The organism is Brevibacillus reuszeri, from assembly GCF_002897295.1.
GTDB classification, from domain to species: Bacteria; Bacillota; Bacilli; order Brevibacillales; family Brevibacillaceae; genus Brevibacillus; species Brevibacillus reuszeri_A.
On record NZ_BEXF01000009.1, the window covers coordinates 58,976 to 82,668 of the forward strand.

22 protein-coding genes are annotated in these 23,693 nt (G+C 45.3%); 20 read left to right on the forward strand and 2 right to left on the reverse strand.

Going from position 1 to position 23,693, the window contains the following annotated elements; all coding sequences use genetic code 11:
- Positions 1–598 precede the first annotated feature (598 nt).
- From cntA to katG, 7 genes are all read left to right on the forward strand, one after another.
- A complete protein-coding gene (gene cntA, locus C3B52_RS15860) occupies positions 599–2,206 on the forward strand; it encodes a staphylopine-dependent metal ABC transporter substrate-binding lipoprotein (RefSeq protein WP_103107380.1) in 1,608 nt (535 codons plus the stop codon).
- A 47-nt stretch (positions 2,207–2,253) separates the two neighbouring features.
- Entirely contained in the window at positions 2,254–3,186 is a 933-nt protein-coding gene (gene opp1B / locus C3B52_RS15865) for a nickel/cobalt ABC transporter permease (RefSeq protein ID WP_103107382.1), read from the forward strand.
- Positions 3,187–4,080, forward strand: coding sequence for a staphylopine uptake ABC transporter permease subunit CntC (gene cntC / locus C3B52_RS15870; protein WP_103107384.1), 894 nt, complete (start codon positions 3,187–3,189; stop codon positions 4,078–4,080).
- A 6-nt stretch (positions 4,081–4,086) separates the two neighbouring features.
- Entirely contained in the window at positions 4,087–4,911 is an 825-nt protein-coding gene (gene cntD, locus C3B52_RS15875) for a staphylopine uptake ABC transporter ATP-binding protein CntD (protein ID WP_103107386.1), read from the forward strand.
- A complete protein-coding gene (locus C3B52_RS15880) occupies positions 4,898–5,641 on the forward strand; it encodes an ABC transporter ATP-binding protein (protein ID WP_103107542.1) in 744 nt (247 codons plus the stop codon). Before cntD ends, C3B52_RS15880 begins: the two co-directional genes overlap by 14 nt.
- A 31-nt stretch (positions 5,642–5,672) precedes the next feature.
- Entirely contained in the window at positions 5,673–6,911 is a 1,239-nt protein-coding gene (gene cntE, locus C3B52_RS15885; protein WP_103107388.1) for a staphylopine family metallophore export MFS transporter CntE, read from the forward strand.
- Positions 6,912–7,367: 456 nt separating this feature from the next.
- Positions 7,368–9,551: a catalase/peroxidase HPI gene (katG, locus tag C3B52_RS15895; RefSeq protein WP_103107391.1), complete on the forward strand. Its 2,184-nt coding sequence runs from the start codon at positions 7,368–7,370 to the stop codon at positions 9,549–9,551.
- 88 nt (positions 9,552–9,639) lie between these two features.
- On the opposite strand, the gene C3B52_RS36470 is transcribed toward katG, so the two are convergent.
- Entirely contained in the window at positions 9,640–9,798 is a 159-nt protein-coding gene (locus C3B52_RS36470) for a hypothetical protein (protein WP_164684798.1), read from the reverse strand.
- 290 nt (positions 9,799–10,088) lie between these two features.
- Between C3B52_RS36470 and C3B52_RS15900 the strand changes: the two genes are divergently transcribed.
- The 8 genes from C3B52_RS15900 to C3B52_RS15925 all read left to right on the forward strand — a co-directional run bounded on the left by C3B52_RS15900 (position 10,089) and on the right by C3B52_RS15925 (position 15,897).
- The gene (locus tag C3B52_RS15900) at positions 10,089–10,334 is read left to right on the forward strand and encodes a YokU family protein (RefSeq protein WP_164684799.1); all 246 of its coding nucleotides are present in this window, start codon (positions 10,089–10,091) and stop codon (positions 10,332–10,334) included.
- A gap of 93 nt (positions 10,335–10,427) precedes the next feature.
- Positions 10,428–10,580: an FAD-dependent oxidoreductase gene (locus C3B52_RS38080; protein WP_306418815.1), complete on the forward strand. Its 153-nt coding sequence runs from the start codon at positions 10,428–10,430 to the stop codon at positions 10,578–10,580.
- A 140-nt stretch (positions 10,581–10,720) separates the two neighbouring features.
- Positions 10,721–10,873 carry a hypothetical protein gene (locus tag C3B52_RS38085; protein ID WP_306418816.1) on the forward strand — a complete coding sequence of 51 codons (153 nt, stop codon included), beginning with the start codon at positions 10,721–10,723 and terminating at the stop codon, positions 10,871–10,873.
- A 44-nt stretch (positions 10,874–10,917) separates the two neighbouring features.
- Positions 10,918–11,478: an NAD(P)/FAD-dependent oxidoreductase gene (locus tag C3B52_RS38090; protein ID WP_306418817.1), complete on the forward strand. Its 561-nt coding sequence runs from the start codon at positions 10,918–10,920 to the stop codon at positions 11,476–11,478.
- A 304-nt stretch (positions 11,479–11,782) separates the two neighbouring features.
- The gene (locus C3B52_RS15910) at positions 11,783–12,658 is read left to right on the forward strand and encodes a GNAT family N-acetyltransferase (RefSeq protein ID WP_103107393.1); all 876 of its coding nucleotides are present in this window, start codon (positions 11,783–11,785) and stop codon (positions 12,656–12,658) included.
- The gene (locus C3B52_RS15915) at positions 12,636–13,598 is read left to right on the forward strand and encodes a MurR/RpiR family transcriptional regulator (RefSeq protein WP_235615736.1); all 963 of its coding nucleotides are present in this window, start codon (positions 12,636–12,638) and stop codon (positions 13,596–13,598) included. The genes C3B52_RS15910 and C3B52_RS15915 overlap by 23 nt, the downstream gene beginning before the upstream one ends.
- A gap of 18 nt (positions 13,599–13,616) precedes the next feature.
- Positions 13,617–14,723 (forward strand): o-succinylbenzoate synthase, encoded by a 1,107-nt coding sequence (menC, locus tag C3B52_RS15920; protein WP_103107394.1) that lies wholly within the window; start codon positions 13,617–13,619, stop codon positions 14,721–14,723.
- Positions 14,724–14,811: 88 nt separating this feature from the next.
- Complete coding sequence (locus C3B52_RS15925; RefSeq protein ID WP_103107395.1) at positions 14,812–15,897, forward strand: serine hydrolase domain-containing protein; 1,086 nt, start codon at positions 14,812–14,814, stop codon at positions 15,895–15,897.
- 367 nt (positions 15,898–16,264) lie between these two features.
- Here C3B52_RS15925 and C3B52_RS15930 read toward each other — a convergent pair whose 3' ends face one another.
- A complete protein-coding gene (locus tag C3B52_RS15930) occupies positions 16,265–17,083 on the reverse strand; it encodes a MerR family transcriptional regulator (protein WP_103107396.1) in 819 nt (272 codons plus the stop codon).
- A 189-nt stretch (positions 17,084–17,272) separates the two neighbouring features.
- Between C3B52_RS15930 and C3B52_RS15935 the strand changes: the two genes are divergently transcribed.
- The 5 genes from C3B52_RS15935 to C3B52_RS15955 all read left to right on the forward strand — a co-directional run bounded on the left by C3B52_RS15935 (position 17,273) and on the right by C3B52_RS15955 (position 23,574).
- Positions 17,273–18,478, forward strand: a complete 1,206-nt coding sequence (locus C3B52_RS15935; RefSeq protein WP_103107397.1) for an MFS transporter — start codon at positions 17,273–17,275, stop codon at positions 18,476–18,478.
- A gap of 350 nt (positions 18,479–18,828) precedes the next feature.
- Positions 18,829–20,094, forward strand: a complete 1,266-nt coding sequence (locus tag C3B52_RS15940) for a dipeptidase (RefSeq protein WP_103107398.1) — start codon at positions 18,829–18,831, stop codon at positions 20,092–20,094.
- 212 nt (positions 20,095–20,306) lie between these two features.
- Positions 20,307–22,358, forward strand: coding sequence for a sigma-54 interaction domain-containing protein (locus C3B52_RS15945; RefSeq protein ID WP_164684800.1), 2,052 nt, complete (start codon positions 20,307–20,309; stop codon positions 22,356–22,358).
- A 67-nt stretch (positions 22,359–22,425) separates the two neighbouring features.
- Entirely contained in the window at positions 22,426–22,980 is a 555-nt protein-coding gene (locus C3B52_RS15950) for a nitroreductase family protein (RefSeq protein ID WP_164684801.1), read from the forward strand.
- Between the two features lie 15 nt (positions 22,981–22,995).
- Complete coding sequence (locus tag C3B52_RS15955) at positions 22,996–23,574, forward strand: nitroreductase family protein (RefSeq protein ID WP_103107401.1); 579 nt, start codon at positions 22,996–22,998, stop codon at positions 23,572–23,574.
- Positions 23,575–23,693 lie beyond the last annotated feature (119 nt).

Sequence of the window (23,693 nt, forward strand, 5' to 3'; positions counted from 1 at the left end):
TATGTTAAAGGTGAGCAAGTTTTGGCTATCTTTTTCTATTGTGTTGTTGTGAAGAAAAATTGAGTTTTTATGAGAACTGTCCGTTATGTGGAAAAACGGTAGCCAATACACAGGCTACCGTTTTTTCTTGCCTTAATAGTGGGCGAATTAAACTGTAAATGCAAATCCGGCGTAAGTTACATTATTCCACTGCCACAACGCGGCTTGGTCAAAACGTTCGTCGCGCTACCATAAATCACATTGTTCCTTATGGTAACCCCCTTGTATATTGACCTGCGTGCTCACTTGTCACTTCAATGCCTACCATTGTTAAGGCTATCGTTTCGTTTAATGACAAGGTCTTTTCCGCCGTCTACAAAAATTCCTCCTGCTGAATAATCGTTATACGAGAGGTTTCCGATCGATGAATTGTTTCAGCGTGGGCAGGATGCGCATCAGAAATCCGACTACAGTATATTTAGACCGATTTTTTCTAGTTTTTCTTGTATTTGTTGACACCCTATAAAAAAAAACAATTGACATCGATAATAGTAATCATTACGATGTACTAATATAAGGTAAATCGTAATCATTATTTTTTAAGGGGTGTTACAAACAGATGCACAAAGTAACCTTAACCGGGTTATTGGCGAGTATTTTTGCCATCAGCTTGCTGATTGGATGTAGCGACACCGTAGGCAGTGTCACGGAAATGCCAGACAAGACTCGTGAGATCGTCTATGCAACAGCGAAAGATATTAACGATATGAACCCACATTTGTACCCTGGCTCGATGGCCGCACAGGGAATGGTGTACGAATCGTTGGTCGAGAACACTCGGGACGGGATCAAGCCCCTGTTGGCAGAATCTTGGAACATCTCTGGGGATGGCAAGATCTACACATTCCATCTGCGAAAAAATGTCTTTTTCCACGATGGAGCACCATTTAACGCAGAAGCGGTCAAAAAGAATATCCAAGCGGTGCAGCACAATGCAAATAAGCATGCCTGGATAAAACTGTCCTCGAAACTGAAGGATGTCAGTGTACTTGATGAGCATACGGTCCAATTAACGCTCACGGAACCGTATTATCCGACGTTGCTCGAGCTATCAATGACGCGTCCCTATGTATTTCTGTCGCCTAACGATTTTAATAATGGAGAAACGAAGGATGGCGTCGCGGGTTTTAATGGCACTGGGCCTTATAAACTGATCGAGCATGTGACCGATCAATACGCGCGCTTCGAAGCAAACGAAAACTACTGGAATGGGGCGCCAAAGGTAAAGCGTATAACAGGCAAAGTGCTGCCTGCCGGTGAGACAACTTTGTTAGCTTTGCAAAAGGGTGAGGTCAACTTTGTTTTCACAGACGATCGCGGTGCTGACAGTATCGATGTGGAAGCGATGAATCGACTGACTCATACGGGAACATACCAAATTGTCCGCAGCGAACCGATGAATACGAAGATGATCGTAGCGAATAGCAGCAGGTCTGACAGCCCCGTCGGCGAGAAAGCGGTACGCGAAGCAATCTGGCACTCCATCGATCGAAAGACGATTAGCAAAAGTATCTTCAGCGATACGGAAACGGCGGCGGAAACGCTTTTTTCCACAAATGTAACCTACGCCAATATCGGATTGAATAAGCGTGAATACGATCTGGAAGCCGCGAAGCGCTTGCTGATACAGTCTGGCTGGATTGCGGTGAAAGATGGTGAGGTTCGGATGAAAGAGGGCCGCCCGCTCACGATGAAGCTGTATTACGATGTAAATTCCTCTTCCCAGAAAACACAGGCTGAGCTGATTCAAAATGAGGTATCCAAGATCGGCATGAAGCTAGAATTGATCGGTGAGGAATCAAGCTCCATTGCAAATCGGAGAGCAAAGGGCGACTATGATCTGCTATTCAACCAAACATGGGGACTTGCCTATGATCCGCAGAGCACGGTTGCCGCCTTTGCCGCCGAGTCATCCTATCGTTATACAACAAGCGGCATCCCTCAGGCGAATGAGCTTTACCGAAAAATTGATGAAGTGATGGTGTCTGTAGACGAAAAAACGAGGCAGGCGCTTTATGCCGACATTTTGACGATCGTACATAACGAGGCAGTATTTATTCCGTTGACAAACGGCAGCGTAACCGTTGTCGCTCCGGCTAGTCTACAAGGAGTTTCGTTCAAGCAAACTCAATATGAGCTTCCGTTTGAACGAATGCATTTCGAATAGGGGGCGCAAAAGCGATGATCCGAGAATGGGGGTGAAAGAAAGGCATTATGGGCGGTTACATCGTTAAACGTATTCTTATCGCATTGCCGTTGCTTGTTGTCATTTCATTTCTGGCATTTGTGCTGAACAATCTATCACCGATGGAGCCAGCTGAGATTATCCTACGTGCACAGGAAGTACCGATCGTAACCGATGAGCTAATTGCAGAGACGAGGATCGCGCTCGGTATGGACCGACCGCTGCTCATCAGGTATTTTGACTGGCTGTCTTCCTGCATACAGCTTGATTTCGGAAGCTCCTACGTGACGGGAAAACCGATATGGGCGTTGCTCGGTCCGGCTTTGTTAAATACGCTCAAGCTGACACTGGTGTCGGCGATATTCATTATCGTCCTATCTATTGGGCTGGGAATTGTCTGTGCTTTGAGAGAGGGAAAAATAATGGATCTATCGGTTCGCGGTGTTTCTTTTTTGCTGACCTCGATGCCACCTTACTGGCTTGCGGCGCTGATGGTCTGGTATTTTTCCGTGAAGCTGGATTGGTTTCCTACCAGTGGAATGGACTCGTATAGCAGCTACGTGTTGCCAGTAACCGTTATTGTTGTCGGGTATGCGGGCATCTATTTCCGAATGATCCGCAGCTCCATGCTGAGTAATCTGCATGAAGACTACGTCCTGTACGGCAGAGCATGCGGCTTGTCAGAGAAAAGAATCACGCTATACATTTTGCGCAATTCCTTACAGGTCGCTGTATCGGTGTTCGGTCTAGCGATACCCATCATTTTGGGCAGCACAGTTGTTGTGGAAAACATCTTTGCATGGCCTGGTCTCGGTACATTGACTGTCAAATCGATACTCAGCAGGGATTTTCCCATAATCCAGGCGTATGTCCTGGTGCTGGCTGCCGCCTTCGTGTTGTTCAATACCGTGTCTGACATTATCAATGTGTTCCTGAATCCCAAGCTGCGGAAGGAGTTTTAAATGAAGCTGGTTGAGCAATTGGTTAAGGATAAATTAGGGGCTGTATCACTTGCCATTGTCACGTCCACTCTTTTGATCGGCCTATGTGCACCTTTTCTTGCGCCAAATGATCCGAATGAGGTACATATGGAGCTGCGCTTTGCAGAGGCATCCTGGCAATACTGGCTTGGCAACGACCATCTTGGCCGCTGCGTTCTTTCTCGGCTCATTTACGGTATTCGTCCAAGCGTTCTGTGGGTGTTAGTCGCATTAGTCGCGTCTGCATGCATCGGAACCCTATTCGGTTTTATCGCAGGCTATTTCAAGGGGAGAACGGATGCGCTGCTGATGCGAATTTGCGATTGCATGCTTTCTTTTCCGGGATACGTGATGACGCTCGCGATTGTTGGCATGCTGGGGGCGGGGCTAGAAAACATACTGCTCGCGTTTGTGCTGATGAAATGGGCATGGTTCGCCCGTATCATTCGTACTGCTGTCATGCAATATGCGGACGCCGATTACGTGAAATTTGCCAAAACGCTTGGAGCTGGCCATTTTCGCATAATGGCGAAGCATATCATGCCAGTCGCACTTCCGGAAATTGCTGTTATATCAAGCAGCAGCTTTGGGTCCATGATATTGCAAATATCCGGGTTGTCCTTTCTTGGTCTGGGCATTCAGGCGCCGGAAGCAGAATGGGGTATGATGATGAATGAAGCAAGAACAGTCATGTTCTCCCGTCCAGAGCTGATGGTGATTCCTGGCTTAGCGATTATGGTAGTCGTGTCAGCGGTCAATTTCTTGTCCGATTCGCTTCAAACTGTGCTTGACCCGAAATTGATGAGTGCTAATCGTGGAAAGAAAGCACCTATTGGGACATTTTTGCCGAAGCTAAGAGGGAAGGAGGTTGCCTAATCAGCCATGAATGTGCTTGAAGTCGATCATTTGAAAATATGGAACCGTCTCACTGGTCACATGCTTGTTCGGGATAGCTCTTTCCATATCAAACAAGGGGAATGCCTTGCTATCGTAGGGGAAAGTGGAAGCGGAAAGTCATTGACCTGCCGGGCTTTAATGCGTCTAAATCGGCCCGGGCTTCGTCAGTCAGGCGACATCATCCTGAATGGGATCAATCTGTCCGAGCTTCCTGAGAAACAGATGCGCAGGCTGAGAGGAAAGCGGCTCTGCATGATTATGCAGAATGGCATGCGTGCACTCGATCCGTCTCGTCCAGTCGGTGCTCATCTGCGTGAAACGCTTACGGTACATACCTCTCATTGGAGCCGTACCGAGATGATCGAAAATGTTAAACGAGCGATGGAGAGCGTTGGCTTCAAAGACCCGATAGCAGTAATGGGCCGTTATCCGCATGAATTGTCCGGTGGCATGCTGCAGAGGGTCATGATTGCGCTCGCTATCGTGCTAGAACCAGACATCATCATCGCCGACGAACCGACGACAGCGCTAGACGCCATTACACAGTACGAGGTTGTGGAACAGTTCATGCAACTGCGATACCGTCTTGGCTGCTCACTGATTTTTGTCTCGCACGATCTGGGCGTGGTCAAACGAATTGCTGATAAAGTTTTGGTTATGAAGGACGGAGAAATTGTTGAGCAAGGTGAGAGAGGGGACATTTTCTCCCGCGCCAACCATCCGTATACCCGTTATCTTGTTTCGTCAAAGCTGGCTCTGCAGCGTCATTTCAAGCAGCTTATGGGAGGTATGGATGTTGCTGATAGTTGACGGCGTATTCAAATCATATAAAAAAGGCGGCTGGTTCAGTAGTACACAGCAGCACGTACTGTACGACATTAGCTTTGAATGGAAGAGGGGCGAATGCCTTGGCATTATTGGCGAAAGCGGGAGCGGCAAATCGACGCTGGGACGAATGCTGCTGGGCATAGAGAAGCCAGACCGGGGCAGCATCATGCTGGATGGCAAACCGGTATCAGATTACCGTTCGAGGAGTGGAGGCATCACTGCGGTATTTCAAGACTATAAGTCCTCTATTAATCCGTTCTATACAGTGGAACAGGCAATGCTTGAACCGTTAACGCTTGCAAAGGAGAAGCCGGAGCTGCGAAAAAGTAAAATGGAGCACCTGCTAGTACAGGTCGGCCTGGATGCAACCTATCTTTCGAAATATCCCCACGAGCTGTCTGGTGGAGAAGCGCAGCGAGTCTGCATTGCCAGAGCCGTTTCCACTGAACCCGCGTGCATCGTGCTGGACGAAGCAATTAGCTCTCTCGATGGCTCCGTCCAAGTGCAGGTTCTAGAATTACTAAAAAGCCTGAGGGTCAAGCATGGTATGGGTTATATCTTTATCACTCACGATATCCAGGCAGCTGCCTATGTGTGCGACAGGATCATGATTGTGAGAAATGGCCGGATTGAGGAAATAGTTGACGTCGATCGTCTGGGAAGCGTCCAATCATCTTATGCTAGGGAGCTGCTGCGAAAGATCATGGTATGACCTAACCAATAAACGGGGAAGGAGCACTAACGTGAAAGGAGCTTTAGCCTGGCCGTTTATGCGGCTTTATTTGCTCACGTTTTTTTATTTCAGTGGCAATTCGATATTAAATGTTTTGATCCCTTTGAAAGGGGAAGCACTGGGAGCGTCCAATACCTCGATTGGCGTCATTATGGGAGCGTATCTTTTTACCACCATGTTTTTCCGTCCGTGGGCTGGCGGGCTGATTCAACGTCACGGTCCGATTAAGGTGCTGCGCGTCATCTTACTTGTCAACGGGGTTGCTCTCGTCATGTACGCCGTTGCCGGTCTAGGAGGATATTTTATTGCTCGTGTACTGCAGGGGGTATGCACTGCCTTTTTTTCTATGGCTCTGCAGCTTGGCATTATTGACGCCCTTCCTGACAAGGATCGGTCGCAGGGCATCTCCATGTATTCGTTGTGCTCCTATCTGCCGGGCATGATTGGTCCTGTGCTTGCAATAGGCATCTGGCAAACAGGTGATATGAACTTGTTTGCAATCATTATGATCGCGATCGCATTTCTGACTGGGGCGGTAGGCTATACGGCGAAAATGGACGCCAAGGCAGATGAGTCGTCAGGTAAATCCGAACAACATAGCCAGGCGACTGTGATGCTGCAATCCTTTGGTCAATTGGTACATAATCCACATTTGTTCAAAAGCAGTGTACTAATGTTGAGCGCATCGCTAATCTTCGGCGCTGTAACTACATTTATTCCGTTGTACGCTTCGCAGATTGAAAGGGGCAGCGCAGCCGTATATTTGATGCTGCAGGCGGCAATTGTCGTCGCGGCACGCTTTGTGCTTAGAAGAAAAATTCCTTCCGATGGCAGATGGCATTCATTTTTTATGATGGGCACGATGCTAATGCTGGCCGTGGCTTCGCTATGCATCAGCTTGGCAACAACTGCTGGAGCGGTTCTATTTTATACCGGGGCGCTATTAATGGGCGTCGCACAAGCACTCCTTTATCCAACGCTGACGACCTATTTAAGCTTCGTACTACCAAAAGAGAATCGTAATGTGCTGATCGGTTTGTTTATCGCCATGGCAGATCTTGGCGTTTCGCTAGGGGGAATAATCATGGGGCCAGTGGCTGATTTGACCTCCTATTCCATGATGTATATGCTTTGCACGATCCTCGGAACAGCGATGATTCTGGTCGCTTATGACCGCCGTTCACTCTCAGAGATGGAGAGGCCATCAACAAAGCAAAGCGATGTAGCAAAGATGAAAAGGGATCTATAGTCAAGTAAATGAACGAAACGTAAACGAAGTGATCAGAGTAGCCCTCTTTCAGGAAAATCGTGAGAAGGGCTTTTTCTGATTTGGCCGTTTGGCAGACAAAGGAAAGTGGAGGCATATCCTTATAAAAAGACAAATAGTATACAAATAGTACAAAGGTCTCCTGACTTTTTGTGGAGATCCGTTTATCCTGCATTCGAAGGGGACCATAAGAAAAATCTATATAAAAAAACTATTGTTATTTTAATTGAAAATAGTTATTATCATTTTAGAATTAATCTAAATAAATGGAGGCTTGGTATTTTAGTGACTTTCCCGAGCCTTTTGGGGGGGATGGATCGAAATATTTCATTGAAAACGTCCATGAAAAAAGATGTTTTTGTCAGCCAGTTTGTAAGTTTCTTACTGCTATAGGCATAATGATTCGCGACTTCATTTACACACTGAGGAGGGACATGAATGGACGCCAACAACACAGCTAACACTGGAAAGTGCCCGGTACACCACGGCAGCGCAGCTAGTCATAAATCTAGTGGTACGTCAAACAGAGACTGGTGGCCAAACCAGTTGAACTTGAATATTTTACACCAGCATGACCGAAAATCTAATCCGATGGGAGAAGACTTTGATTATGCGGAGGAATTTAAAAAGTTAGATTACTTCGCTCTTAAGCAGGATCTACATGATCTAATGACAAACAGTCAAGACTGGTGGCCAGCAGATTATGGTCATTATGGTCCATTCTTTATCCGTATGGCTTGGCACGCAGCAGGTACTTATCGAACAGGTGACGGTCGTGGTGGAGCTGGTGCAGGCTCACAGCGTTTTGCTCCACTGAATAGTTGGCCGGACAACGGCAACCTCGACAAAGCCCGCCGGCTACTATGGCCGATTAAGCAAAAGTATGGCAACAAGATCTCCTGGGCAGATTTGCTCGTTCTAACAGGCAATGTCGCTATTGAATCCATGGGCGGCAAGACTTTTGGTTTTGGTGGAGGACGCGAAGATATCTGGCATCCAGAAGAAGACATTTACTGGGGTACGGAAACGGAATGGCTGGGTGATAAGCGGTATACTGGCGATCGAGACCTTGAGAATCCTCTGGCTGCCGTACAAATGGGTCTGATCTATGTGAATCCGGAAGGTCCAAACGGCAAGCCAGATCCGCTTGGAAGTGCTCGCGACATCCGCGAAACCTTTGCACGTATGGGAATGAATGATGAAGAAACCGTTGCACTCACAGCTGGCGGACACACTTTTGGCAAGGCGCACGGTGCAGGAGATGCTGCTCTTGTTGGTCCAGAGCCAGAGGCTGCTCCTATCGAAGCACAGGGCTTGGGCTGGCTAAGCACGCACGGCAGCGGAAAAGGTCGTGATGCCATCACCAGTGGTGTTGAAGGGGCATGGACTGCGAATCCGACGCAGTGGGATAATGGCTATTTTGATCTTCTGTTTGGATACGAATGGGAGCTTACAAAGAGTCCGGCAGGTGCTCATCAGTGGGCTGCGGTAAATCCTGCTGAGAAGGATCTAGCACCAGATGCAGAAGATCCATCCATCCGTGTTCCGACGATGATGACCACTGCGGATATGGCAATGCGGATGGATCCGGAATACGAGAAAATATCTCGACGCTTCCATCAGAACCCAGAAGAGTTTGCAGATGCATTCGCTCGTGCATGGTTCAAGCTAATTCACCGTGACATGGGTCCTCGGGCCAGATATCTAGGCCCAGAAGTTCCCGAAGAAGTGCTGGTCTGGCAAGATCCTATACCAGCAGTAGATTATGAATTATCAGATGCAGAAATAGCAGATCTGAAAGCCAAGATCTTAGCTTCGGGACTCACAGTTAGCGAGCTTGTAACAACGGCTTGGGCTTCAGCTAGTACCTTCCGTGGCTCAGATAAACGTGGCGGCGCAAATGGTGCCCGCATTCGTCTTGCTCCACAGAAGGAGTGGGAAGTAAATCAGCCAGAACAATTGACAAAAGTGCTGACTGTACTAGAAGGCATTCAAAACGAACTAGATAAGAACGTCAGCATTGCCGATTTGATTGTACTCGGTGGTAGTGCTGCAGTAGAAAAAGCTGCACGTGATGCTGGCTTTGATGTAACCGTTCCTTTTGCTCCCGGACGTGGCGATGCAACTCAAGAGCAAACCGATGTAGAGAGCTTTTCCGTTCTAGAGCCCGTCGCTGATGGCTTCCGCAACTATCAGAAGAAGCAGTATAGTGTGAGTGCTGAGGAGCTCCTGATAGACAAGGCACAGCTGTTAAACCTGACTGCACCAGAAATGACCGTGCTTATTGGCGGGATGCGTGTACTAGGTACAAACTACGGTGGTACTGGGCACGGTGTATTCACGGATCGTGTAGGTACGCTCACGAATGACTTTTTCGTTAACCTGCTTGACATGGGAGTAGCGTGGAAGCCTGTAGAAGGCGGAGCATACGAAGGACGTGATCGCAAGACAGGTGAAGTCTTGCGTACAGCAACTAGAGTTGACCTTGTTTTCGGTTCGAACTCCGTTTTACGCGCAATTGCAGAAGTTTATGCCCAAGACGATAACAAAGAAAAGTTTGTTCGTGACTTTATCGCTGCTTGGGTCAAGGTAATGAATGCAGACCGTTTCGACTTAAAATAACAGCTCAGACAGCCCTTTTCATATGAAGCCATCGACTAGGAAGGCATCCTTTCCATAGTCGATGGCTTCTTTGTATTGGTGCCTGGCATTAGTCGCGCATAGCTCCTGCCTCTCGAGAAGTCATTGCACCTATTCCTTGGCTTAGATCTTTTTGAATTTCTTGTTTTACCTTATGTGCATCCGTTCCGGCAAACTCTGGGTCCAAAACAGAACTCAAATTCTCGTTAACTTGTTGATCCTCTTGCATGTGAGTGCACCTCCATTTCATGTTCAACAATCTTATTATTTTCAAAAAAACACCATTTCTATCCAGGACACTTTAGCAGATTTCGCTTGAAGCTGCACAAAAATATGGAATGGATAAAATACTGCCCAAAAATATGCACCGATTTTAGAAAGGAATGCCGAATTTCCGGCAAAAACTCGATCACGTTACTGAAACTCGCTTATTTTCCTTGCGCTTGAAGTTGGCATGGTCCTTGCTAACTATATATTCACTAGACAAATACATGCAAAATGTCAGGGAGGATATTATTAATGCAATGCTTATGGTGTAACGAAGATAAAGCGAGAAAAACCACAAAAGATGGCTACTGGGTACTACCCGATGGAGCAAGCACTGTAGAGATACTTCAGGTGCCCGCACTTGAATGTGCTGATTGCGGATTATATATCGAAGACGAGATCAATGAAGAGGTCGAAAATAGATTACATACTAGCGATCTAACTCACTATTCGAATGTATTCACCTATGAAGAACTTCTGAAAGCACCTACGATATAACGGTGTAAGTTATTGAAGTACCCGTTGCTCCTTCCACATGGTGCTTGCAGCGCTATTATGCATTCGTATGGAATTTATGGAGTGGAGAATGACATGTATACAAAAAAAGAAAAGATTTTAGTTATCGGTGCAGGGTTTGTTGGTGCAGCGATGACCTACCACCTATCAAAGCAAAATAAAAATGTCACCTTAATCGATAGCAATGTAGGGGCTGCCAGTGAGGCAACAGAAAAATCGTTCGCCTGAATCAACCCGTCTGGCCGCGTTTTTGGCAATTCCCGACCTTTATACGATGCAGTTCTAGATGAATACCATGCTTTAGAAATGAGCTCCCTGATCTAAACGTAAATTGGCATGGTGCTCTTACTTGGGGAGTTTGTGCAAACATGGAAGAGTCTCATGTCCACAGATTGAATCGAGACCAGATTATCGAATTGGAGCCAAACCTGAAAGAATACCCCGAGGAAGCAATTTTTGCACATAAAGAGGGCGCATTAGATCCTGTTTTCGCAACAAACCTGTTTAGAAAAAAGCGGTAGAGAATGGCGTAACGGTTCTTTTTGATTCAAAAGTTATACAAATAATAAAAGAAGGTTCAAAGGTTGTTGGCGTACAAATGTCCGATCGTTTTATTGAGGCAGATGTCATCGTACTTGCAGCTGGTACCGCAGTTCCTGAGCTTTGTCGACAACTTGGTATAGAAGTGCCGGTTGCGCCTTCGCCTTGCATTCTGATTCGCATGAACTCGAAGGAGAAATTAATTCACAAGCTCATATCGAACCAGCAATTTGAAGCGAGACAGCCAACGAGCGACACGCTAATTGCAGCGGAAGATTATATAGACGAGTCAGAAGAAAATGGGCCGGAGGCAGTTGGAAAACGAGCATTTGAAACCCTTCGCCATAGTTTGAAAGGAGGGGAGAACTTGACGCTGGAGAGTATCCGTGTAGGGATGAGACCAATTCCTGAAGACGGGTATCCAATTGTAGGATTTCACGACCAGATACAGGGGCTCTACCTAGCAGTCATGCATGCAGCGATTGCATTACCCCCTTTCGTAAGTCGTTTGGCAGCAAAGGAGATTATCGAAAATGTGCAGATGGACGATTTAAACAGTTGGCGATTGTCGCGGTTTTCAGTGTAAGATCTGGGAATACCTGTTGAAGCTCCTTCGCTTAAAAACTTTATCTTGTTTTGTCTAGGGTAAACCTTGTTGGTTTGCCCTTTCTTGAGTTTCAAGTTGTGTGGCTAGTATGCGTTACGTTCTGATTGTCATTGGTCTAAAACTTCTCAGTGGAAGGGTCTTTTGATTCAAAAACAATTTATTTTTTTTGCAATTATGATAAAATGATTAAACGGAGGATTTTATTCTATTTTGTTAAAAAATGTAGTACATAATTCTCCTGTTAGTTACAGGAAAGAGATTCATGATGAGGAGGTGAATGTTCATGCAGAGCAGACAACTTTTAGAGTCTATAACAATTAGACTTTTGAACACCCATGAAGAGCTGCTGGCAGTAAAAGAGCTGGAAGAATTGATTTGGGCATCCGATGACCCAGTGCCCTTGCATCAAACGATGACAGCAGTCAAGCACGGCGGCATGGTCATAGGAGCATTTGTGGGAGAGCGCCTAATCGGCTTTCAATACAGCTTTGCGGGGTTTGACGGCGAGAAGGCATACCTTTGCTCGCACACCATGGGCATCCATCCCCAATACCAAAAAGGTGGAGTGGGAGAGAAGATCAAACGGGCACAACAGAAAGCCGCGATTGAAAAAGGCTATGACCTCGTTTTATGGACGTATGACCCTTTGGAAACGGTTAACGGAAATTTGAACATTCGCAAATTAGGAGCGATTTGCTCCACTTACATCCAAAACTGTTACGGTGAGCTGCCAGATATTTTGAATGCCGGCTTACCTTCAGATCGGTTTCAGGTAGAGTGGTGGATCAGGCGTCCCGAAGTAGTGGAGAAGCTAGCGAATCCGCAAAAAAAGAGAGAAACGGACGTTCATACAAAAACAGCCTTGCATTTTGAAATCAACCAGCAAGGCGATCCCGAGCCGCAATCAATTGATCTTACACAAGAGCAGCATGACGGTCCACTAGTCGTTGCCGTACCCTCAGCCTTTCAGGGGGTGAAAGCAAGGAATTACGATCTGGCACTCCGTTGGCGAATGGCAACCAGGGGAGTTTTCAAGCATTACTTTCAAAATGATTGGGTTGTTTCTGATTTTATCAAAGGTGATCCAACAGAACCTGTTCATTACTACCTAATGGAAAAAAGCCAAGGTAGAACTGTTGAAACAAGATATTCAAGCTAGGGTTGCTGTTGATATGGAGATAAAAATTCGCTATCATTCATTTAATGAAGTATTTAATTTTACACAACGAGCGGAGATGCTTATGATAGTCAAGACATTCCAACAGCTAATCAAGGAGAAATACCAAGATCTTTCTCCTGGACAAAAGAAGGTTGCAGAATTTTTAGTAACTTCCCTGGAACAGAGCGCTCTCTATACGATTTCTCAAATTGCACGTGAAGTCGGCGTCAGTGAAACAACCGTCATTCGATTGGCGTATGCGCTGGGTTTAAACAGCTTTTCCGAGATGCAAAAAATGATTAGAGAAGAGATGCTTAGCCATAAACATCATGCTTCTCACTCCCTTTCCACTTCAGAAGAAGAAGAAGGAAAAGTAACGAACATATTCACTCATGCTATCCAGCATGAAAAGAAAATACTGGATTGTTTAATTGATCAAGTAAGAGAGGAAGATATCTGGAAAACAGTAGAGCTATTGATAAAAGCTGACCGAATCTTTGTTGGAGGCTTTCGGGAATCATATACTGCTGCTTACTGGCTATCCTACAAACTAAATCAGCTTCGTGATCATGTCTTCGTTTCATCTGCGACTGGATATCATCCGGAAACATTGGCAAATTTCACAGAAAATTCAGTTGTGCTGTTAATTTCCTTGCCGCGCTACTCGAAAGAAGCTCTCGTTTTAGCTGAACAAGCAAAAGAACAAAATGCTACCTTAATTGCAATGACAGACCGACCATTATCACCAATCGGGCAGCTTGCAACGATTTCATTGACTACTGGGGAAAATCACGAGATTTTTTCAGACCACATCTTGGCACTCCTTAGTATTTCCGAATTAATTGTAAAGGGTATGCACGAAAAAGATTCAAAAAATATGCGGGCACGACGAGAAAAACTCGAACAGCTTTACAACCAGACTGGGATTTTTATCGAATAACAGAAAGAGGGACGTATTGTGAAGATTAATCGCGTAATTATTAGACGGTTGAAATTAGATTTGGTTCATCCCTTCACTACAAGTTTGGGAACAGAAAGAGATCGGGAATTTCTTCTTGTCGAGATTCAGAATGAGGATGGCTTATCCGGATGGGCAGAGTCGGTTGCAAGTGCTGACCCTTTTTATAAAGAAGAAACAGTAAAAACGAATTTGCATATCATGGAGGATTTTCTTATCCCGATCCTTCAAAGAGAGGAAATCAGTCATCCAGATGATGTGTCGAAGCTCTTTTCACATATTCGCGGAAACTACATGGCGAAATCGGCCCTGGAAGGTGCCATTTGGGATTTATACGCAAGAGAAAAGAATATATCATTGGCAACTGCTTTAGGAGGAGTCAAGAAGCAGATCGAAGTAGGGGTTAGCATCGGAATCCAGGATTCTATAGATCAGACGCTACGTAAAATTGAACGCAGTCTGTCAGAAGGGTATAAACGGATAAAAATTAAAATTAGACCAGGGTGGGACGTGGAGGTAACACGTTCAGTACGTAAAGAATTCCCTGCGATTCCTCTAATGGTCGATGCAAACTCTGCGTACAGCCTAGCGGATATTGATCATTTGGCGCAACTGGACGAGTTTCAATTAATGATGATTGAGCAGCCTTTGGAACACGACGATTTGATTGATCACGCTGAATTACAAGCGCGCATTCAAACCCCTGTTTGTTTAGATGAAAGCATCCATTCCGCAGAAGATGTACGGAAAGCGATTAAGTTGGGAAGTACAAAGGTAATCAATATCAAAATTGGTCGAGTAGGCGGACTCACAGAAGCCAAAAAAATACATGATCTATGCCAACAGCACAATATCCCTGTTTGGTGTGGAGGAATGCTCGAATCCGGAATTGGAAGGGCACATAATATTGCCATGACTTCCCTCCCTAATTTTACGCTGCCTGGAGATACGGCTGCTTCCTCCAACTATTGGCATGCTGATATTATTAACCCGGAAGTAACCGTAGATAACGGAATCATAACCGTTCCAGATGGGGTTGGAATCGGCTACACACCTGATATGAATAGAATAAAAGCCGTTACTTTGGAAGAGAAGGTTTATGGTTAAGGAGTTAGAAAAAAACTGTCAAGGATAGTCCGTTAACAAGCTACATCCATTTTTGTATTCAGCCTGATCCCGAGAGGAGTTATGAAATATGGAACAAAGCAATTCGATTGAACGGCAATCAAACCAGCTTGATGAACTATTTACGACTTTGGCAGATAAAAAGAAATTCAATGGAAACATTATGGTGCTCGATAAAGGCGTTCCCATTTACACAGGTTCATTCGGTTTCGCTCAGCTGGCTCCTTCTACGAGGTTGAATACCGATTCGGTTTTTGAGCTTGCGTCCGTTTCCAAAGCATTTACCGCTATGGGCATCATGATTTTGCAAGAACAGGGAAAACTCAGCTACGAGGATCCAATCGAAAAATTCCTTCCTGATCTTCCATATGCAGATATTTCTGTACAGAATCTGCTGACACATACGTCTGGTTTACCGGATTACATGGATTTATTTGAGCAATACTGGGATAGGTCCAAAATTGCTACGAACCATGATATTCTTGAGCAGCTCATGCTCCATAAGCCGGACGTCTATTTTCGTCCGAATGAAAAATATGAATATAGTAATACCGGATATGTGTTACTCGCCTTAATCATCGAGCAAGCGTCGGGAACAAGCTTTGCTGATTTTATGAAACAACGTATTTTTCATCCGCTTGAGATGGAGAAGACTCGCGTATACAACAGGAGATATTCTCAGGAGTCCATTGACAATTACGCTTATGGATACGTTTATTCCGAGCATTTGGATAAATATTGTTTGCCAGACGATTTAGCAGAGCACGATTTTGTGTTTTATCTGGATGGAATTCAGGGAGATGGAGTCGTTAATTCAACGCTTGAAGACTTGAGAAAATGGGATAGGGCCTTATATACAGAAAAGCTGGTAAGCAATGAGACCCTAGAAAAAGCCTTTTCGCCTGTTCTCTTGGCAGATCACCAATCTTATGATTACGGTTATGGCTGGCGGATTCGCAATGAGCCGGGTGTGGGAAAGGTTGTTTGCCATGGAGGTGGCTGGCCAGGATATCAAACCTGGTTGGGCCGTTATATCGATAAAGATAAAACGCTGATTTATCTTTCAAATATGGAACAGGACCAAGCACGGACACAAGCGACTATTGAAGCTGTAGAAAATATTATTTTTAATCGGCCCTATCAGATTCCGGAGTAAGGAAAGAACACCATTATTTCTTTAAGAATAGCCGGGGAATCCGGCTTATTTTCATTCAGAAAAGGTAGGTAAGCGGCGCGATCCCACGACTTAGCCATGGGGATTGTTACGAACAAAAAAAGCTTTGATAAACGATAAGGAAAATTATCAAAGCTATATTAATAAAATTCTATGATTTGATTCTCTAGGCTACGCTTACGCTGATTGCGTGATTCCACCCCAATAAAGCTTCCAAATACTGTTGACCATTTGCACGACATCCTTTTAAAGGACTACTTATATAGGGAAGTGATAGTAGTGGGCGTTTTTTCGTTCAAAACTAACACTCCCTTTTTTACTGCTGACATCTCCTAAAGAGTGGAAGGCGCTACGACACACCAACTGAAATCCGAATAATGAAGTTATCAGGGTCCTTTTCAGTAAGGTAATTAAGCATTTCCACTTCATACACATCGGTACTGACATGTAATCCCTTGCTGTTAATGTACTTTTTCAGCGTCGCGTATGTGGACGGCATACTTTCATACGATCCAATATGATCCAAGACAGCGTACTTTCCTTTTGGTCTTGTAACCATTTTTTCTGTTTGAATAGGGTCGATAAGTTTATAGGCAATATAGTTTGGAAAGTAATGTTCAGATTGAAAACGTTCTTTACTCAAAATCGACCAAAGCGGAAACTCATGAAGGATGAGGTGTTTTTCGGAATAATCTCGATGCTCACTCAACTTTTTGGCATATTCTTGCTCATCCAGACAATGCTCGATCTGCGTAGTAATGAAGTATTGCGCTTCACATTCCTCAATCATCGGAGTATCCCTCAAGTCATTCATGGCTGTTTCGGTCATCTCGACAGCGCCCTTCAAAAAATACTGCATTCTTTGGATTCGAAGATGCTCCACTTCCAAGTCTCGTTGTTTCTGTTGAATCAGGTTAACGAACATCGTTGAATTATGGTTCTGAAAAAAATCCTTGATCTCCTGCAAAGAACTGCCTGCCTTTTTGAGTACATTGATGATATCGAGCGCGTAGCATTGTTTAAAAGAGTAAAATCGATAGCCCTTTTCGTTAACAAAGTCAGGCTTTAAAAGCCCGATCTCGTCGTAGTGAAAAAGGGTGTGTTTCGTAACGCCGCAGGTTTTGGCCATTTCACTAGTAGTAAAATACTTTTGCTGGATTTTCGACATGGATTACCACTCCCAATAATTTTCATTCCATACTTTTATGATAAATAAATTATATAATGAATGATTTATCCTTGACTATAGGGTTACCCGATAGTTTAAATTCGTAATCGTACAAAATTTAGCAACAACGTGAAATTCTCTACGATCTAGAATGAACATTCCGTATGTTTGCGTTTGGAGGAAAAAAGCATGACATTACTATTAAAAAATCGGGGCTCCGTATTGATTCTGATGTTCAATATTTTCCTCGTTTTTACTGGGATCGGCCTTATCATACCGATCATGCCTAAGTTCATTACGGAATTGGGTATTAGCGGAAGCACAGTCGGCTTATTGGTTGCAGCTTTTTCGCTGACACAGCTTCTTTTCTCACCAATTGCGGGTCGTTTGGCGGATTCTTTTGGAAGAAAACGAATGATTGTCATTGGCTTAATCATATTCGCATTCACTGAATGGCTGTTTGGGATAGCGACAAACTCGGAGCTGCTGTTCCTCTCGAGGCTGCTCGGAGGTATTAGTGCAGCCATGATTATGCCAGCTGTAATGGCTTGTGTGGCGGACGTCACGACGAATGAAGAACGTGCTGCTGGGATGGGCTATATAAACGCGGCGATTACAACTGGCTTTATTATCGGACCAGGTATTGGCGGATATATCGCCGAATTTGGGATTCGCGTACCCTTTTATTCCGCAGCGGTTGCGGGGATGATTGCAGCAGGGTTTACACTGCTTTTCCTGCCGGAGTCGCGCTCGGTCAAAGAAGCACCATCTAAATCTTCAACAATTGTAAAACAGAGACCAGGACTTTTCTCACAGCTAGGGCAGATCTATCGAGAGCCGTATTTTTTAAGCTTGATAATTGTGTTTGTAATGTCTTTCGGACTGGCCAATTTTGAAACGGTCTTCGGACTGTTCGTCGATCATAAATTCGGATTCGGTCCAAAAGATATTGCCTTTATCATTACATTCGGCTCGATTGCGGGGGCGGTGGTTCAAGCTACTTGCTTTAGCTGGATTTTGAACAGGTTTGGCGAGAAGCGAGTCATCTCGGTCTGCTTATTTTTTGCAGGTTTGTTTATTCTCCTGACGCTGTTCGTCCACAAATTCTGGGCTATTTTTGCAGTGACCTTCATTATCTTTTTAGCGATTGATATTTTGCGTCCAGCTATCGGTACGCAAATGTCGATGGTTGCCGAGGATCAACAAGGATACGTTGCTGGACTTAACTCATCCTTTACTAGTCTTGGCAATATTGCCGGGCCAGTAGTGGCTGGGTATATGTTTGATGTGAATCTCAACTCACCTTACATGCTCGCATCGATCATCCTGTTTATCTGTTTTGGCTTATCGCTGAGAGGTAAGAAGCGTAAACAGCTGAAGGCAGGAGCAGCCTAATACAAAAATTCGACAAACTATGCAAAATCCCGATATCTTGTATCGGGATTTTTTCTTTTTCCCAAACAATCTGCCGCGTTTCTCGATCAGGAGTTCATAAAAATCTTGAGGTTCCTTAGGGTACTCCATTAGGGTGTAGCTGGTTCCAATTCGACCGTTCTTGTTTTTGTCCATGTATGTAAATTCCGTTATAAAACGTCCTTATTCTTCTAAATTCTCTCCAACTTATCTTGGCACCGAACATGCAAGTGGATCATCTGGGAAAGATCATGCTAGAGCTTCCACATGTTGTCCGCCCCCACAACTCCACCCGAAGTCCAATCGAGTAAGCAAAGAAAGGTGTGATTTTCATGCAAAAAAAGGATTACAAAGGGTATCGTGCATATCAGTATTTAGAGCCAGGTGTCGATTTCAAAGAGTTTAAGCTATCAAAAGAAACGGGCTTATTCCCACCGTACACGATCCCGTTGACAGAGGCACAAGAAGAGCGGGCAAAACGGCTATTTGAAGAAAATTTGGTAATCTCTCTTCATGACCACATGTTTGTTGCGCCTGAGAATCTGAATGAATTCTTCGAGTTTCGTCGGTGGGGCAGGGACAGCATGGGGTATGAAGGGTTGAGCAAGTCTGGTCTGGATTGCGTTTTTGATAATCTCATGAATGGAACCGCAATGATCACCTCTCGCGCGGGGTGGAAATGGGATGATATCCTGTTTGACTTGGGCATGCGTTTGTGTGATATCGCTCATCAGGACATGGTTGTTCTCGGACTCACCACGGATGATATTCGTCAGGCAAAGAAAAATAGAAAGATTGCCTTCGTCGCTTCTTTGGAAGCATCTACGATGATCGAGAATGAGCTTGATCGATTGGATATTCTATATGGCTTCGGTGTTCGCTGCATGGGGATCGCTTACAGTGAAGGCAATTCACTCGGATACGGATTAAAGGAGAAAAACGACGGCGGCCTAACTGAGTTCGGCAGACAGGCTGTGCGCCGTATGAACAAGCTCGGAATTGCCATCGATATCTCTCACTCCGGGGACAAAACCTCGCTGGATACGATTGAGACGAGCGAAAAACCGATTTTCATTACTCATGCAGGTGCTAGGGCACTTTGGGACTCCAATCGCTTGAAGCCGGATCACGTCATTCGAGCTTGCGCGGAGCGCGGCGGTGTTATTGGCATTGAGGCAGCTCCCCATACAACGATGACAAAAAATCAGCCGAGGCACAATCTTGATTCTTTCATGGAGCATTTCGAGTATTGTGCGAACCTGGTTGGTATTGATCATGTCGCTTTTGGACCAGATGTATTGTTCGGTGACCATGTCGGCATCCATCGCGTTTTCGCAAGTGCCTTATCGATATCAGCGGCTCATGGCAAAAAAGATTTTGAGGAAGTCGATTATGTCGAGGGGATCGAAAATCCGACCGAAGCGTTTCCGAATATCGTCCGTTGGTTGATCACACGCGGTTATTCTGATGAAGATATTGCAAAAGTGATAGGCGGCAATATCATGCGGGTCCTCGATGAAGTATGGTATCACCCGAAAACGATGGGTGTAGAAAAAAAGACGAAAAAGCTACTGTCTGATCTCGACATGCCCAACTAGAAAACGCAAAAAAGAGCAATTTGATACGCTCAAGATAGTTCTCGCTTAGCATTTTTTCTCGCTAATAGGAGACCTATCTTTCTTTTTATCTGTACCATCGATTCCTAATAAATTCCAGCTAGATCAAAAAAATTTTAGCCTCTATTAACCAGAGGGGTTCCCATACTAAGATGATAGAGAAATATCAGTATGAATATCTGGGGAGGGATACTGTGGATAAGCGAACACTTCTGGTTGTGGCAAAAGATCATCGAACACACACTGTTTTTGCTAGTCAAATCCATGATTTTTTCCAAAATCGCATTACGATCCTCCATGAGTCGAAAGTCTCCAATACGGATGAGGTTGACTTCGTACTCGCATCATCAGCAAAAGTCATTGAGGGATGGAAAATACCAAGCGAGAAGCTGATCATCGCAAGAAGAGCTATTAACATCGCCAAAATGGAAGAGTTGGTGACCCTCCCCACGGACGTCCGTTGCCTCGTCGTCAACAACATGCTGGAAACGTCGTACGAAACAATTGAATTATTACGGAATCTCGGGTTTCAGTTTGATATGGTCCCATACTATCCGGGATGCAAGCAGCCGATTGATGGCATACATACCGCGATTTACGCAGAAGGAGCAGAATTGCTGCCTCGTGGTATGCAAAAGGTCGTGAATATCGGAATACGGCCACTCGATGTGTCTACGATTATCGAGCTGGCTGTCCGACTGAATGCCAACGTGGATCGGGCCAATCTGTATTCCGCAAGGTACCTCCGGGAAATCATCGAGCACAACAAACGTTTTTTCCGGACATTGAATCAAATGAAGGAATTGAACAAGCATCTGGATACGATCCTCAATACCGTTCATGAAGGTATAATTACGACTGATCAGAGCAAAACGATCATTCAAATCAACCAGGCTGCAAAGAACATTCTCGGCATCTCTGGTTTAAGTAAAGACCTGGTAGGGAAACCCGTTGACGAAGTGCTTCCCTGGCTGGCTCTCCCCGAAGGAAAAGAGCAAGGGGAGGTCAATATAGTGCAAGCCGTCAATCATCTGAATCTGGTCGTAAATAATATACCGATCACCATCGAAGACGAAAAGATTGGTGTGGTGACGGCCTTTCAAGATGTTACCAACCTCCAAAAGGTAGAACAGGAAGTACGAAAAGAGTTACAAGGGAAGGGACTGTCCTCCAAATACACAATCAAGGACATCATTGGAAAAAGCGAGCGCCTTACTTCAACACTCGGTGTGCTCCAAAAAATTTCTGCTACCGATAAAACAGTCTTGATCCTTGGTGAGAATGGCACAGGAAAGGAACTATTTGCGCATTCCATCCATAGCTTGTCGAAGCGTAGAAACGGTCCTTTTTTGCCTGTCAATTTCGCCGGCTTGCCCGAATCGCTAGCAGAAAGTGAGCTGTTTGGCTACGAAGGCGGATCCTTTACCGGAGCGAAAAAGAATGGAAAGCCTGGCTTGTTCGAGCTTGCTCATAATGGGACTCTTTTTCTGGACGAAATCGGAGACGCTTCTCCTTCCCTGCAAGCACTCTTGCTCCGTGTGCTCCAAGAGAAGCAAGTCATGCGAATCGGGGGACAGCAAATTATCCCCATCGATGTTCGGATCATCGCGGCAACTAATCGCAGTTTGAAAGATCTAGTCGAGGAAGGGAAGTTTCGCCAAGACTTGTACTATCGCTTGTTTGTTCTTCCGTTGCGTGTTCCATCCTTGCGGGAGCGTAGGGAAGATATACCTCTACTCATCGAGCATTTTATAAAAGAGAATACCGTTATCAAGGTGAATATGGAGCCCGCTGTCATGAATCGGCTACTCACTTACGACTGGCCAGGAAATGTGCGGGAGCTAAACAGCGTCGTACAGTACATGACTAGTGTCATGAGCGGAAACACAATCACAGAGCTGGATTTGCCTGAACAGTTTCGGGAGGTGGAGCAACAGCAGCATAAAACCAAGAAAGGGGATTTGGAGGAACTAGAGACAAAAGGAGAGCTATTTAGCTTCTTTGTCATCCTGGAATGTCTGGAGCAAGCGAAAACCAGATTGGAATGTGTCGGCAGGGGGAAAATTGTCGAATTTGCCTCACGAAAAGGCGTTCCGATTACGGACCAGCAAGTTCGACACCGTATGGATAGCTTAAAAGATTTGGGATACATCTATTCTGGACGTCGTGGTCAAGGCAGCCGCATCACTGACAAAGGTTTGCACATGCTGTCCATGATGAAGCAGACGATGGAATTACGCGCGTGAATTTAGTTCGGAATATTCAAAAGATTAAATGCTGATTTACCATTATTCTGGAAAGGGAGTATGTTACGTGAGCCATACTGAGCGAGCCGAATGGCCAGAAATCATGAATACGATCATAAATGTCCGCAGTTACCAGGAGACCCCTGTCCCAGAGCTAGCCTTAGAGGATGTGCTTTACGCTTTTTCATTGGGACCTTCACTTGCAAATACACAGCCTTGGGAACTGCTGATGGTGAAAGGATTAGACGAGAGAGAGAAATTGACAGCCTCCACACTAGACCCATTTCTGTCGCCTGGCAGTTTTGGTGCACAAGCATGGATAAAGAGCGCGCCAGTCATCGTCGTCGTGTTGATTGAAAAGCGAAGAGCTTTGGTACGACTTGGAGAGCAAGGGGAGATATTTGCGATCCAGGATACTTTTTGTGCCATACAAAACGCACGTCTGACTGCGGCGCTACATGGACTCAGTACGTCCGTCATCCGAGAATTTGACTCGCACATTTTACAAAAAAATCTGGAACTCCCATGGTACATAAAACCAGTTGCCATTCTTACCATCGGCTACAGCGAGGAAGAAAAGGAAATCCCGCCGCGCCTTACCGTGGCCGAGATCATTTCGTAAAAGGAGGTGGACAAGATGAATTCAAACTCCGACTATGCTATTCCTGCGATTTTTGAAAGGGTCAGCAAGCGCAAGTTCACTGAGCAACCTATTGCACCCGAAATACTTGAACAGCTTTTACTCGCAGCCACCCGTGCCCCCTCGAGTGGCAATATGCAGCCCTGGGAGTTTATTGTCATTGACGAGCCCGACAAGAAACAAGAAATTGTGCGCTCGACCTACAGTGGCTACTTTTCTAAAGGAAAGAACTATCAATATTGGATCGCGGATGCCGCCGTCGTGATTGTCGCTTGCACCAACGTGAAACGAACTGTTGCTCGCTATGGCCCCGCAGGAAAAGAATGGGCACTTATTGACTCAGCTGCTGCTGTCCAAAATCTGCTGCTAACCGCCACGGCATTGGGCTTGTCAGGCTGCTGGGTAGGGGGAATCAATGAACAGGCGATCAAAGCAAGCCTTCTTATTCCTGACTACGTTCGGATTATCGGGTTGGTTCCGATCGGCTATTCAGTGGAAGATGCCACACCGAAAAGCCGCCTGCCATTGAAATGGGTTACGCATCATAATGCCTATAACGTTCCTTTTTATGATTAGGTTGTCGCTCACACCCTAAGACACCATAATCCCCCTCCAAGAGACCGAAATCAGGTACATTTCCACGTGTTTTGATTGGCATAGACTTTGCTACTGTTCATCCTCGAGGAGGGGTAACT